We start from the raw sequence: 12,690 nt of genomic DNA on the forward strand, positions 1-12,690 counted from the left end.
CATAAGGCAGAGCGATGCTTGACGTCGTCTGTGTGTCTTCTTACTTTGCAGCATGACAAGGTGCCCGCGATGTTTCGCGCGGGCTCTCAAAATAGACGTGAGGCGATTATGGCCACGGTTAAAGTTACAGATGCCACGTTCAAGACCGACGTGGTGGAAGCCAAGGCTCCTGTGGTGGTGGACTTCTGGGCCGAATGGTGCGGCCCCTGCAAGATGATCGCTCCCGCCCTTGAGGAAATCGCCGACGAGCTCGGTGACAAGGTCAAGATCGTCAAGCTCAACGTCGACGAAAATCCCGGTGTTTCGGGTGCTTACGGCATCCGCACCATTCCGACCCTGCTCCTGTTCAAGGACGGCAAGATCGCCGATACCAAGATCGGTGCCGCCCCGAAAGGCGAATTGAAGAAATGGATTTCGAGCGCGCTCTGAGCTTTGCAGCAGACAAGCGTTTTTGCAAAGGACCTCGCAAGAGGTCCTTTTTGCATTATGAGCGCCACGCCGATGGTGGCGCCCGATGAAAACCTATGCCGTCAAGGAAATCTTCCTGACTTTGCAGGGTGAGGGCGCGCAGGCCGGCAGGCCAGCCGTCTTCTGCCGTTTTGCCGGCTGCAATCTCTGGTCCGGCCGTGAAAAAGACCGGCAGGAGGCCATCTGCCGTTTCTGCGATACCGATTTCGTCGGCACTGATGGCCCCGGCGGGGGCCGTTTTGAGACCGCGCAGGCGCTTGCAGAAGCGATTACCGCCGCCTGGAGCGGCGGCCCCGAGCATCGCTATGTAGTCTTTACCGGCGGGGAACCGCTGCTGCAGCTCGATGAAGCCTTGATCACCGCAATGCACGAATGCAGCTTCACCATCGCCATCGAGACGAACGGCACGCTGGCAGCGCCGCCCGGAATCGACTGGATCTGCGTGAGCCCCAAGGCCGGGGCGCCGCTCAAACTTACCGCCGGATCCGAACTCAAGCTGGTTTTCCCGCAGGACGCGCTCGATCCGCAAGAATTTCACGCTCTCGCCTTTCGCCATTTCTGGCTTCAGCCTATGGATAATGAAAAGCGGGCGCAGAACACGCAGGCCGCCATGGCCTATTGCCTCGCCCATCCGCAATGGCACCTGAGCCTGCAAACCCACAAATTGATCGGTATTCCATGAAAATTACACAAGCCTTCCATTTCGAGGCCGCGCATCGCCTGCCCAACGTCCCGGAAGGCCATCGCTGCGCCAATCTGCACGGCCATTCCTATCGCATCGAACTGACACTCGAAGGTCCTGTCGATCCGCATTCGGGTTTCGTCATCGACTTCTTCGATATCGAGGCCGCCTTTGGGCCGCTCTTGAACACGCTCGATCACCATTATCTGAACGACATTGCCGGACTTGATAATCCGACAGCGGAATTGATCGCCGTCTGGATATGGGAGCGTGTGAAGCCGTCGCTGCAACAACTCATCAAGGTCATCGTCTATGAAACGCCCGATTGCTGGGCTGAATATGATGGTGTGTAAACGCGGCGTGCCTTTCCGTTTCAGGAAGCGTCATTCGCCAATCTCTGAGCGTGCGGCAACTCGTTGACGAGATACAGACTAACGAGCGCCCGTATCCGTGCGATGAGCGGCTCATCCACTTCGCTCCCGTTACAAGCAAGCTGCGGCACCGCCTTCAAAAGATAAAGCAGCATGACCGCCAGGCCTTCGGCTTCGGCCTGGGTAATTCCCGTGTCGAGGACCGTCAGAATGGAAGCGAGCCCACGCCTGATGGCGCCGCGTATATGGGCTCGTTTTTCCTCAGCCTCCTGCGTCACCTCGATGAGCGGAAGCGCGATGGCCCGGTCCGCACTCATGTCCAGCATGAAATCGACCAGCACATCGGCAAGCTGCGACGGCGAAAGACCTGACGCCCGCGCCTCGATCGCCGCGAGCCGCTCCGTCATCAAATCGCCGTAGCGTGTCAGCAAGGCATCGGCGAGCGCTTCTTTCGTGGGAAAGAAGCGATAAAGCGACCCGATCGCCGTCTTCGACCGGGCGGCAATTTCCGTCATCGTCGCCCCACCATAGCCTTTTTCCGCGAAAACCTCGGCTCCCGCCTCCAGAATGGCGGCGACGCGCGACCGGCCACGTTCACGTTTCGGTGCAACTGCCCCTGTCGCTGCTCTTGTGACTACCGTTGCGGTGGTAGAGGCGCTTGACTTTTGCGAGGCCATCCTCAACTATCCATTTACGAGGATATCCTCGCATATCTCATCATTCCCATAACTGCTTTCAAGAACTGCAAAGAGAGCGCGTTCAGGAGCCTTTCCCTTCATGCCCGAATTGTCCCCAGATCCCAAGATGCTTGATCCGAAAACGACCGCTCTCGTCCTGATCGATCTCCAGAACGGTATCGTCGGCATGCCCCTCGAGCCGAGACCGGGAATGGAGATTGTCGCCAAGGCGCGCCCGCTGATCGAACAATTCCGTGCAGCACATGCACCGGTCGTCCTGGTCCGTGTCGATTTCTCGCCAGATTTCGCTGATGCCCTCAAACAGACCGTAGACCAGCCGCTGACAAGAGGGACCGGGTCTTTGCCGCCCGGTTGGAGCACCTTCGCCGAGGGGCTTGAACAACCGGGCGATATCATCATCACCAAGCGCCAATGGGGTGCCTTCCACGGGACGGAACTCGATCTGCAATTACGGCGGCGTGGCATCGACACCATCGTCCTCGCAGGAATTGCGACCAATTTCGGCGTCGAATCGACGGCCCGCCAAGCCTGGGAACACGGCTACAATGTCCTTCTGCTCGAGGACCTCTGCACATCAATCACGCGGGAACTCCATGACATGGCCGTCAGCCATATTTTTCCACGGATCTCACGTGTCGTGACAAGCGGGAGCTTGTGTTTTACAAGCAAATGAGATGACCCTTCTCAAGTCCTTCAGTTTTCTATCCGATCTCTCCTGGCAATCCACGTCCCTGCGATGGGCCATACTCCTGGCCCTTTCGATCGTATTCGTCCTGATTCTGCATGCGCTTGGCCTGCCGGCATCATTTCTTCTCGGACCGCTGCTTGCCGCCATCTTCGTTTCCACGTTCGTCGGAACCGTTGCTCTTGCGCCATTGCCGCTTCAGTTCGCGCAGGGAATCATCGGCTGTATGATTGCCAATGTCGTTTCGTTGCATATTCTTGGTGAGATGGGCCGGCATTGGCCAATCTTCGTGCTCGGCACTGGTTCCGTCATTATGGTCGCCACGCTGCTCGGCTGGCTTCTGACCCAATGGAAAATCCTGCCGGGCACGACAGCAGTGTGGGGGTCTTCGCCCGGCGCCGCAATGGCCATGACCCTCATGGCCGGTGATTTCGGCGCTGACATGCGTCTCGTCGCCTTCATGCAATATTTGCGTGTCGTCTGCGTCGCCGCGACCACTTCCCTGGTCGCCCGATTCTGGACGCTTCAATCGGCCGAAACGCCGGCGCCGAAACTCTGGTTTCCTCCTGTCGCATGGACGGGGCTCATCGAGACAATCGCCTTCCTCTGTCTTTGCCTCGCCGCGTTGAGGCGATGGCGTATCCCAGGGGGACCGTTTCTATGTTCCCTCATCGGCGGCTTCACGCTGCAAAATCTCGGCTTGATTCATCTCGAACTGCCGCCGGTGCTGCTGATCGGCAGTTATGCGTTCATCGGCTGGAGCATAGGACTACGGTTTACCCGTGCGATCCTTCTACACGCCCTCTATGCCGCCCCGCGCGTGATCGCTTCCATCTTCGTCCTGATCGGTTTTTGCGGATTGTTCGCGCTGCTGCTCGTGTTTTTGGGCGGTATCGATCCGCTGACAGCCTTTCTGGCGACGAGCCCAGGCGGCGCGGATTCGGTAGCGATCATCGCCTCATCCAGCGATGTCGACATGCCCTTCGTCATGGCCATGCAAATCGCGCGTTTTCTGATTGTTCTCTTTACCGGCCCAGCGATCGCACGCTACATCGCCAAACGATGCGAAGCTTGAGCGGCCAAAAGCACTGTTTTCGAACAGGCGCCGACAAGCGTGCATGAATGGATGGCGAGACCTTGCATTCGGTCTATCGCTTCTGAAGCATTTTCAATACAATAGAACCACAAAGTGATGTAACATCTTCAGAAAACGCCCTGGAGCATTTTTTGAAGATATAGAATCACTTGGCAATTCCAAGACTTTGAAAATGCTCTCATTTTTGAGTGGAGTGTTTCCGGATATATCCGAAACATCCTAAGGCTTCAGGAGCTGAAACCTTCTGCTAAATGCCTTGCGTAGAGGGGATTTAGCAGATGTGGTGCGGGCGGTCGGAGATTTTTGGAAAAAATGGCAAATACCTGAAATCCCTTAATCGCCTGAATTTTCCTCTTTTTTATCCCTAGTCATTGCTACAAAGTTTTTCCCGGATCAAATTTTCTGGAAAAATAAAATTGACTAGGCAAATTCAAAATCTGTTGAACCGGAACGGGCGATATTTCAGTCGCCTTTCTGTTCCGGTTCAGCTTCGTGAAATCATCGGCAAGCGTGAACTTTTGAAGCCTCTCGGCCCTGATCGGATGGACGCGATCCGGCAGCACTATCGCGTGATCGCGGATTTTCAGGACCAGTTAGAAGCCGCTCGAAAGCAACTTGAGGAAGGCAAGCCGGAAAAGCCGGTTCCGGCAGGAAAACCCCTGACCGTGCGCCAAATGGCCCGCGAGCTTTATAGGGAAGAGCTTCGGCAGGATGAAATTCGCCGCTATGCTGATCCGGCGATTGCGGGAAAACGCGACCCTGACCTTTTGCAGGGCTTTGCAGATGCCTTCGCCTCAAGCCTTCGGAAACTCATTGCTGGCGTGATTTCGACCGATGAGCGCAAGGAAGGATTTGTGGGCGCAACAATAGGCTATGCGATCGATGATTTCCGCGAGCGCGGCCATACAACGGCAAAAGCCGGAACCCCTGAATATGAAGAATTAGCGAAAGCACTCGCGGCGGCACGCCTAGAGGCTATGGAAAGGTCGAAAGAGCGCGACCAAGGGATTTTCAACGGTGAACCATCTCACCCTATCCTGACCGATCCTAAGCCCGCTCCCGGTGATCCGCTAAGAGAACGGATCATTTCCGAAGATTCGACTAAGCCGCTCAATGAAATCGTGCCAGACTTTCTGAAAAGTCGCGGCATCAGCCCTTCAATGGAATATGAGCATATTTCTTCGGTTCGCATGTTCGAAGAGCATTTAGGCTTCGCCAAGCCGGTTTATGCCATCACAAGGGCGGACGTCCGGACTTATATGAAGGCTCTTCAAGAGGCTCCCGCGCACGCCCTAAAACGCTTCCCCGGTAAGACGCTCCCCGAAGCGATCAAGGCAAACCAAGCACTCAAGCAACCCTATGACCTTCTCACCCCAGGCACCATTAACGACAAATGGCTTGCTCGCTTAAATACCTTACTTTCATGGTGTCAGCGTAACGATATTATTCCTGACAATCCCGCCTCCGGCGTAAAGATCGATTTTAAAGCGACTTCGAAACCGCCACGCATTCCGTTCGACGCGAGCGACCTTAAGAAAATTTTCGATGGATACATTTCCGGCGAGGATCGTTTCGCAGCGATTTGTTCGCTCTATCTCGGCACGCGACCAAGCGAGCTTGCTCAAGTGCGGCTCGATTCAATCCGCTATGAACGGGGAATCCTGATCGTTGCGATTGAGGAAGAGCTTAAAAATGCAGAATCCAATCGTGTTGTTCCAGTGCATCAAGACCTTATCGACCTTGGTTTTGAAAAGCATGTCGAGGCATTACGCAAAAAAGGCGCGACGCACCTGTTTCCAAAATGGTTCAAGGATGGAACCAACGCGCGCCTGAAAGCAGAGAAGAAATGTGAACAGACAGGTAAGCCTCTCCAACTCAATCAGCACTTCCCGAAATTTATCCCGCGTCGCTTCAATTACACCTATCTGGCGAATATCGGCATCACAGACACAAGGAAAAATTTCTATTCATTCCGGCACACATTCAAAACCGGGTTGGCAATCGCTGGCGTGCCGAAAGAGGTTCGCGATCAATTAACCGGCCACAAAAATTCGGACGTTGGCTCGATTTATGAGCACGGATATTCGGTCGAAAAGCTCAAGGAAGGCATTGATCAATTACAATTTGACGATTTGAAATTAAAAAATCTTTGTTCGTGACTAAATGTAATTAGATAAGAACGCTACATTTTACATATCAGAACTGCTATACTGTTGTCATATTGAATAGCAGTTCGGATATATTTCTTTGTCATTTACTGATTTCATTGCTGGATTATTTGAGAAAAAGGCCGCTTCTATTGCTACGCCAGACCAAGCATTGCTTGATCTATTTGGCGTGGCCGCGTCTAATTCAGGAATTTCAGTCTCCCCGCGCGTGGCAATGTCGTGCACGCCTGTCAAATGCGCTGTAAATGCCATTGCCGAACCGATAGGGCAGCTTCCGGTTTATGTTTATGCTCTCCTGCCGAACGGCGCTTCCGAACGTGTTTTGAGCCATCCTGTCTCAGCCCTGTTGAATGACAAGGTGAACGATTGGACTCCCGCTTCTGTTTTCCGTGAACAAATGGCACGCGACTGCCTGCTTCACGGAAATGCCTATGCGTTCATTAATCGCGTGAATGGCTCGCCTGTCGAATTGAACCGCCTTGATCCTGCTTCGGTTCAAGTCGAAATCAATCTGGACACTGGCGAACCAATTTACCGGATCGTGACAACACCCAATGGCGCGGCACTCTCACAAAGCCGCGTGATCCCTTTCAGCGACATTGTTCATATCAAAATTGAGTCGTTCGATTCTTACATTGGCGCGTCGCCGATCCGCCTTGCTCAGGACGCCATTGGTCTGGCGCTGATCCTTGAGCGCCATGCGAACAAGCTCTTCGCTAATGGCGCGCGGCCTTCTGGCGTTCTCAAATTTCCGGGGAAGCTTGTCGATAAAGAGACTATCGCCCGAATGCGGGCTTCGTGGAACAGCCTTCATACAGGCTCTTCGGCCGGTGGAACTGCTCTCCTAGAGGAAGGCGGCGATTTCACGGCCCTCACATTTAGCTCTGTTGATAGTCAATTCCTTGAGCTTCGCAAATTCTCAATCGCGGAAATCTCCCGCGTCTTCCGCGTGCCGCCTCACCTGCTTGGTGATCTTGAAAATATCACGTTGAAGAACGGCGAAGAGCTATCACGCCAGTTTGTTCAGAACACATTGGTTCCTTGGTTCGTTCGCTTTGAGAATGAATTTCGTCTCAAGCTCTTCAATGATTCAGTGCGCGCTCAATATGACATTGGTTTTGATTCCGATGCCCTTGTTCGCGCTGATCTACAGGCGCGAGCGCAATCCTATTCTCAAATGATCGCGGCCAGAGTCATGAACCCGAATGAGGTTCGCGCGATCGAAGGCTTGCCGCCATATCAAGGCGGCGATGAATTTATCAATCCGAACATTTCCCAAACAAACACGCAGGCACCTAATGTCTGATGATATTCAATTTACCGCCTTCCTTGGCGACATGGAACATACTTTCAAACTAACTTCAAAGTTGATCCTTGAGCTTGAGCACCTTGCGGAATGCGGCATCGGCGCATTGTTTAAACGCCTAACATCGAACGAATTTAGGCACCTAGACATTGCTCAAACAATCCGGCTTGGTCTGATCGGTGGCGGAATGTCTCCCGAACAATCTGTTCGTTTCGTCGAAACTTATGTTATCGACCGGCCTTTGAAAGAAATCTATCCGGTTGCACTCGGTATCCTCGAAACACTGTATTTTGGCAAGCAAAAAGAGGAAGCAACGGAATGAGCTTCCTCGAAATCAAAGCTGATCTTTCCGTATCAGATCAAGGTGAAATCAAAGGTATTGCGTGGCCTTTCGGCTCACCTGATCGTGTCGGCGATATGATCCTGAAAGGCGCTTTCCAGAGTGCCAATAATGTTCCGATGCTTTGGGCTCATGATCAAAGTCAGCCGATTGGCGTATGGAACGAAATCAAGGAAACACCTCGCGGATTAGAAGTTTCTGGCAAGCTTCTGATCAATGACATTCCGAAAGCCAAAGAAGCCTATGCGCTGATCAAGGAAGGCGCAATTTCAGGGCTTTCGATCGGCTTTCAGACGAAATCCGCCACGCCAAAACAAGGTGGCGGCAGATATATTAAATCCCTCAATCTATTTGAAATCTCGTTTGTTTCTGTTCCTTGCCATCCTGGTGCGCAGATTACTTCCATAAAGGAAAATCCATTGGACCCCGAAAATATTGATACCACTGCCGTTGAAACCAAGAGCGCGGAAATTATCGCTCTTGAAGAGAAGATTGCTTCGCTTGAGACTGAAACCAAGGCTCTTTCGGCAGCAACTTCCCGCCTCGATAAGATCGAAGCGCGTCTGAATCGCCCTGCCGTTAGTTCTGGCAATCGCGATATTGATAATGGTGTTGATTTCGAACGCAAGGCTTTTGGTTCTTTCGTTCGACGTGGCGTTGAACGTATGCCGCATGATGAAGTGAAGGCGCTTACCGTCGCGAATGATGCTTCGGCTGGTTATCTCGCGCCTGCCGTTTTCAGCAACGAACTAATTAAATTGTTGCGCCAGTTTTCCCCTGTTCGGCAATATGCGCGTGTTGTTTCCATTGGCGCTCCAGAGATCAAGCTTCCACGCCGCGTCTCTTCCACGGCGGCAACGTGGGTTGCGGAAACAGATGATCGCACCGCCACAAGCATGAGCTTTGAACAGCTTACTTTCCAGCCTTATGAACTGGCAACCTATGTCGATGTTTCCAATCAGCTTTTGGAAGACAACGCCTATAATCTGGAAGGCGAGCTTGCTTCCGATCTTGCCGAATCCTTCGGCATTACGGAAAGCATGGCATTTCTTTCTGGTGATGGCGTTGGAAAGCCGAAGGGTCTGTTGAATGCAACCGGCATCGCTACATTTAGCGTTTCTTCCTTTTCGATGGATAGCACTGGCTCTGATCTATTGATCGATATGTACCATAAACTGCCTTCGGCTCACGCACAGAACGCGGTTTGGATTTTGAACCGCGACACCCTCGCGCAATTGCGGAAGGTGAAAAACAGTTACGGCGATTATATTATTCAGGGCTCTCTGAATACGGTTGGCGCGATGACGCTGCTTGGCCGCCCTGTTGTCGAAATGGTGGATATGCCGAACATTGGTTCCGCCGCAACCCCGATCGTCTTTGGTGATTTGCAGGGCTATCGCATTGTTGATCGCGTTGGCCTTTCGATCCTTCGTGATCCCTATACTCTGGCGACGAAAGGCCAGATGCGCATTCATGCGCGAAAGCGTGTCGGCGGCGATGTAACGCACCCTGATCGTTTCGTAAAACTCACCCTCTCGGCCTAATCAATTTAGGGCGGGTTTTCAACCCGCCCAACACTTTATTTTTTTTCAAAGGATTTTTCTTATGGCAATCAAGAGTAATGCGGGCACACAAATTTTCGTGGGAACCGCGACCTTTCCGAATAATACTTATAACGGTTTGCTGGCTTCCGATTACACGACCGATACCTTCACGGCAATCGGCAACGTCGCAGATATCGGAAACTTCGGCGATACGGTTCAGACGATTGAAGCGAATAGTATCGGCGATGCTCGCGTTCGCAAATTGCAGGGAATGCGCGACGCTGGCACGCTTGAATTGACTGTGAACCATGATCCTGCGGACGCCGGACAGACTGCTTGCCGCGCCGCGAGCAAATCCAGTCTCATGCGCAATTTCAAGATCATCCTTGATGACAAAGCGACCGAAGAGGGAACGGGCACAACGCTTTATTTCCGCGCGATCACTCTCGGTAACCAGATGAAAACTGGTGGCCCGAATGACGTTGTGCAGCAGATTTTCCAATTAGGCATCAATACGGATGTTTTGGAAGTCGCAGCTTCTTAAGGATCAATGACAAATGAAACTCGCGGCGGATGAAATCACTATCACGATCAATTACGAAACGATCTATTTGAAGCCGACTCTTCGCGCCGCGATCCGTCTTGAGCGCAAACATGGGTTCCAGAAAATCCTTACCGGCCTTCAAGAAGGATCGATCACGATCATTTCTGATATTATCGCGGAAAGCACGGTTTATAAAACCGCTCTTCCTGCCTTCCTCGATGAAATCGGCGAACTACCTCTTGGTGCCACGCTCGATTTGATTGTGCCTGCCCTTTTCGCTCATGTTCTTCGCCTTGCTGGCCTTGATGAATTTGAGCCGGAAGAGGCCCGTCAGGACGAAAAGAGCAAGGTCGAGCGTATCACCTATGCAGAACGCCATGAAAAGCTATTCCAGATCGCCACAGGCTGGCTTGGCTGGACGCCAGAGGTTGCTCTAAACGCCACAGTTCCAGAAATCGAAGCGGCCTATAAAGGCCGGATCGATATGCTTAAGGCGATTTTCGCCAGCAATGACGCTGAAAACAAGCAGGAAGAGGCCAGAAAAGACCTCTCCCTTGATGAGAAAGTGCGGCTGGCCTTCGGCAATTACAAAATCAGGAAGGTTACTGCCTGATGCCGATGAAAGCCCCATGGATTTGCCCTTGCGGATTGAAAATCGCGGGCGGCGAACCCTGTCCCTGTTCCCTGACGCGGCGGGCGGAACAAAAAGCCCGCGCCGATCGCAGACGATTACCAGCCCGCGAACGTGGTTACGATTCCAAATGGGAACGCGAACGAGAATTATTCCTGAAAGACAATCGCAAATGTAAATTTTGCTGCGAACCCGCGACGATTGTTGATCATATCGTTCCGCATAAGGGCGACATGAAATTGTTCTGGTCGCGCTCAAATTGGCAACCGCTTTGTGTGAAATGCCATAGCAGCACGAAACAGCGCATGGAAAGGTCTGGTTTGATATGACTCTTCCAACATTCAATCCGCCTACAGAACCAACGATTGGTTTGGAGAACAAGCCAGAGATTAAATTGCTCAAGGCCGATTTCGGTGATGGTTACACGCAATCAAGCCCCGATGGGTTAAATCATATTCGCAAGGTTATAAATTTAACGTGGGACGTTTTATATCAGGATGATTGCGCGGAAATTTTAAACTTCTTCAATGAACGTGCTGGTTATCTGCCATTCTATTATCAATTGCCGGACGAGACACAACCCACAAAATACACCTGTGAAGAATGGTCCGATAAATACATCCAAGCCGATTATCGCTCTGTTGCGGCAACTTTCAGACAGTCATTTACATTAGAAATTTGATCATGGATAATTTAGATAATGAGAAGCAACTTTGGTGCGCGGTAATTCACCAAGCCCTTACAGATGCAATTACTTCCAGCAAAGCAAAAAATAGTGATCTAATTCGCCGAAAAGCGCGCATTTGGCTAACCGAACCAAATGATGATTTCAATAAAGTCTGTTCTCTCGCAGGCTTAGAGCCAAATCCGACTCAAACAGCCCTGATACAATATCTTGCGGATTTTGACAGCGGAACACTTCCCGTCAAGGAAGTGAAAGAATCAAAACCCCAAAAAGAACCAATCAAATTGACATATCAGGGTGAAACCAAAACAGCTAAACAATGGTCTGAATCTCTCGGCATTTCGCTTACAACGATTATGAAACGATATCACCTTGGTCTACCGATCGAGAAAATTTTATATGTCGGACGATTACGCTTACATAAACAAAATCGGATTTGTCAGATTCCGGCAGGCAAACCATCAATCAAATTGACATATAACGGCGAAACAAAATCGATATCACATTGGGCAACGGAATTAGGTATCAGTTCAGCGGTGATACATGGTCGAAGGCGAAGAGGCTTACCAATCGAACGAATCCTTTCTCCTAAGAAATGAAACACAGAAGGTAATATCCGACATGACTTTTTATCAATATACAGACGAATGGACTGATCTAGGAACAGGTAAAATCAGAATCCATACCAATGAATGGCTCTTTGCGACAATTAGAAATAATACGCCAAGGGACTCTGATTCCAATTATGCTACTGAATTAACTGGCTTCAATAATAACTGGAAATTCGCCGAAGATTCTCAAAACAGCTTCATTATTAAGCCGTATGAGATAGATCAAAAAGCATTTGAAATCGCCACGCCGCTTCATCTGTATATCAAGCCAATCAAACCCTTAGACACGAATGAATTTGCAGTGATGGTTGATAGCAATATCCAGCCGAACGGGCAAAATTCCTGCTACATTACACTAACCAGCTTTGATTATTCCTTATTCAATTTGCAAGAAACCCCTGTTAGCGACACTACCACAATAAACACTCATAATTTCCAAGATAGGACGATTACGACAAGCCTCAAGAACCTTACGACGAATGCTATCACTACCTTCAAGCGGATTATCTATGGCGGAAGCACTTCCGAAACCATCACTTATACGGATAGCACAGGTCTAGGGTGTGTTAGCGCTTGATCCATTCATTGGTTGCGGCGAGACAGAGGATGCCGAGGAAGGAGCAGGCAGTTTTTTCGTAGCGTGTGGCAATAGCCCGCCATTCTTTCAATCTGGCCCAGAGGTTCTCGACGGTAGACCGATTGTTGTAGATCCAGTCAGGGCAGGCAACCGGCGCTTCGTTGCGTTTGTGTGGGATGGCTGGGCGTGCGCCCCTATCCCGGATGAGAGTGCGGAACGCGTGCGAGGCATAACCTTTATCACCGACGATCCAGCCGGGGATATCCGGCAGGCAATCGATCAGG

At 51.4% G+C, this 12,690-nt stretch carries 17 protein-coding genes; 15 read left to right on the plus strand and 2 right to left on the minus strand.

The window, feature by feature from the left end:
* The first annotated feature begins 108 nt into the window (after positions 1-108).
* The 3 genes from trxA to queD all read left to right on the plus strand — a co-directional run bounded on the left by trxA (position 109) and on the right by queD (position 1,503).
* Positions 109-429 (plus strand): thioredoxin TrxA, encoded by a 321-nt coding sequence (gene trxA / locus DL88_RS13415; protein WP_034996922.1) that lies wholly within the window; start codon positions 109-111, stop codon positions 427-429.
* Positions 430-514: 85 nt separating this feature from the next.
* The gene (gene queE, locus DL88_RS13420) at positions 515-1,150 is read left to right on the plus strand and encodes a 7-carboxy-7-deazaguanine synthase (protein ID WP_034996924.1); all 636 of its coding nucleotides are present in this window, start codon (positions 515-517) and stop codon (positions 1,148-1,150) included.
* Complete coding sequence (gene queD, locus DL88_RS13425; RefSeq protein ID WP_034996926.1) at positions 1,147-1,503, plus strand: 6-carboxytetrahydropterin synthase QueD; 357 nt, start codon at positions 1,147-1,149, stop codon at positions 1,501-1,503. Before queE ends, queD begins: the two co-directional genes overlap by 4 nt.
* 20 nt (positions 1,504-1,523) lie before the next feature.
* Here queD and DL88_RS13430 read toward each other — a convergent pair whose 3' ends face one another.
* Positions 1,524-2,198, minus strand: a complete 675-nt coding sequence (locus tag DL88_RS13430) for a TetR/AcrR family transcriptional regulator (RefSeq protein WP_034996928.1) — start codon at positions 2,196-2,198, stop codon at positions 1,524-1,526.
* A gap of 100 nt (positions 2,199-2,298) precedes the next feature.
* Here DL88_RS13430 and DL88_RS13435 point away from each other — a divergent pair, with 100 nt between their 5' ends.
* The 12 genes from DL88_RS13435 to DL88_RS13485 all read left to right on the plus strand — a co-directional run bounded on the left by DL88_RS13435 (position 2,299) and on the right by DL88_RS13485 (position 12,406).
* Positions 2,299-2,892, plus strand: coding sequence for a hydrolase (locus tag DL88_RS13435; RefSeq protein ID WP_245270844.1), 594 nt, complete (start codon positions 2,299-2,301; stop codon positions 2,890-2,892).
* A 1-nt stretch (position 2,893) separates the two neighbouring features.
* Positions 2,894-3,979, plus strand: coding sequence for an AbrB family transcriptional regulator (locus tag DL88_RS13440; RefSeq protein WP_051955972.1), 1,086 nt, complete (start codon positions 2,894-2,896; stop codon positions 3,977-3,979).
* A 437-nt stretch (positions 3,980-4,416) separates the two neighbouring features.
* Complete coding sequence (locus tag DL88_RS13445; protein ID WP_156971098.1) at positions 4,417-6,159, plus strand: tyrosine-type recombinase/integrase; 1,743 nt, start codon at positions 4,417-4,419, stop codon at positions 6,157-6,159.
* An 88-nt stretch (positions 6,160-6,247) separates the two neighbouring features.
* Positions 6,248-7,474: a phage portal protein gene (locus DL88_RS13450; protein WP_156971099.1), complete on the plus strand. Its 1,227-nt coding sequence runs from the start codon at positions 6,248-6,250 to the stop codon at positions 7,472-7,474.
* Entirely contained in the window at positions 7,467-7,796 is a 330-nt protein-coding gene (locus tag DL88_RS13455) for a gene transfer agent family protein (protein WP_034996934.1), read from the plus strand. The genes DL88_RS13450 and DL88_RS13455 overlap by 8 nt, the downstream gene beginning before the upstream one ends.
* Positions 7,793-9,358, plus strand: coding sequence for a phage major capsid protein (locus DL88_RS13460; protein WP_034996936.1), 1,566 nt, complete (start codon positions 7,793-7,795; stop codon positions 9,356-9,358). The genes DL88_RS13455 and DL88_RS13460 overlap by 4 nt, the downstream gene beginning before the upstream one ends.
* A gap of 61 nt (positions 9,359-9,419) precedes the next feature.
* The gene (locus DL88_RS13465) at positions 9,420-9,902 is read left to right on the plus strand and encodes a hypothetical protein (RefSeq protein WP_034996938.1); all 483 of its coding nucleotides are present in this window, start codon (positions 9,420-9,422) and stop codon (positions 9,900-9,902) included.
* 13 nt (positions 9,903-9,915) lie between these two features.
* A complete protein-coding gene (locus tag DL88_RS13470) occupies positions 9,916-10,515 on the plus strand; it encodes a hypothetical protein (protein ID WP_034996940.1) in 600 nt (199 codons plus the stop codon).
* A gap of 5 nt (positions 10,516-10,520) precedes the next feature.
* A complete protein-coding gene (locus DL88_RS20970; RefSeq protein WP_280949208.1) occupies positions 10,521-10,862 on the plus strand; it encodes an HNH endonuclease in 342 nt (113 codons plus the stop codon).
* Positions 10,859-11,215, plus strand: coding sequence for a phage tail protein (locus DL88_RS13480; protein ID WP_051955974.1), 357 nt, complete (start codon positions 10,859-10,861; stop codon positions 11,213-11,215). Before DL88_RS20970 ends, DL88_RS13480 begins: the two co-directional genes overlap by 4 nt.
* A 2-nt stretch (positions 11,216-11,217) precedes the next feature.
* Positions 11,218-11,817, plus strand: coding sequence for a hypothetical protein (locus tag DL88_RS20370; RefSeq protein ID WP_156971100.1), 600 nt, complete (start codon positions 11,218-11,220; stop codon positions 11,815-11,817).
* A 22-nt stretch (positions 11,818-11,839) separates the two neighbouring features.
* Positions 11,840-12,406 carry a hypothetical protein gene (locus tag DL88_RS13485; RefSeq protein ID WP_156971101.1) on the plus strand — a complete coding sequence of 189 codons (567 nt, stop codon included), beginning with the start codon at positions 11,840-11,842 and terminating at the stop codon, positions 12,404-12,406.
* Here DL88_RS13485 and DL88_RS13490 read toward each other — a convergent pair.
* Positions 12,396-12,690: IS5/IS1182 family transposase (locus DL88_RS13490; RefSeq protein ID WP_034996948.1), on the minus strand; the 295-nt coding region annotated here is incomplete at its 5' end. The two genes, DL88_RS13485 and DL88_RS13490, sit on opposite strands and share 11 nt — an antisense overlap.

The sequence above is a fragment of the Beijerinckia mobilis genome (genome assembly GCF_000745425.1).
GTDB lineage: Bacteria > Pseudomonadota > Alphaproteobacteria > Rhizobiales > Beijerinckiaceae > Beijerinckia > Beijerinckia mobilis.

Bases quoted from the DNA above. Each gene is read 5' to 3' on its own strand.
- DL88_RS13455 (WP_034996934.1), top strand. From the start codon at position 7,467: ATGTCTGATGATATTCAATTTACCGCCTTCCTTGGCGACATGGAACAT.
- DL88_RS13465 (WP_034996938.1), top strand. From the start codon at position 9,420: ATGGCAATCAAGAGTAATGCGGGCACACAAATTTTCGTGGGAACCGCG.
- DL88_RS13485 (WP_156971101.1), top strand. From the start codon at position 11,840: ATGACTTTTTATCAATATACAGACGAATGGACTGATCTAGGAACAGGT.
- DL88_RS13480 (WP_051955974.1), top strand. From the start codon at position 10,859: ATGACTCTTCCAACATTCAATCCGCCTACAGAACCAACGATTGGTTTG.
- queD (WP_034996926.1), top strand. From the start codon at position 1,147: ATGAAAATTACACAAGCCTTCCATTTCGAGGCCGCGCATCGCCTGCCC.
- DL88_RS13435 (WP_245270844.1), top strand. From the start codon at position 2,299: ATGCCCGAATTGTCCCCAGATCCCAAGATGCTTGATCCGAAAACGACC.
- DL88_RS13430 (WP_034996928.1), bottom strand. From the start codon at position 2,198: ATGGCCTCGCAAAAGTCAAGCGCCTCTACCACCGCAACGGTAGTCACA.
- DL88_RS13470 (WP_034996940.1), top strand. From the start codon at position 9,916: ATGAAACTCGCGGCGGATGAAATCACTATCACGATCAATTACGAAACG.
- DL88_RS13440 (WP_051955972.1), top strand. From the start codon at position 2,894: ATGACCCTTCTCAAGTCCTTCAGTTTTCTATCCGATCTCTCCTGGCAA.
- DL88_RS20970 (WP_280949208.1), top strand. From the start codon at position 10,521: ATGAAAGCCCCATGGATTTGCCCTTGCGGATTGAAAATCGCGGGCGGC.
- DL88_RS20370 (WP_156971100.1), top strand. From the start codon at position 11,218: ATGGATAATTTAGATAATGAGAAGCAACTTTGGTGCGCGGTAATTCAC.
- DL88_RS13460 (WP_034996936.1), top strand. From the start codon at position 7,793: ATGAGCTTCCTCGAAATCAAAGCTGATCTTTCCGTATCAGATCAAGGT.
- trxA (WP_034996922.1), top strand. From the start codon at position 109: ATGGCCACGGTTAAAGTTACAGATGCCACGTTCAAGACCGACGTGGTG.
- queE (WP_034996924.1), top strand. From the start codon at position 515: ATGAAAACCTATGCCGTCAAGGAAATCTTCCTGACTTTGCAGGGTGAG.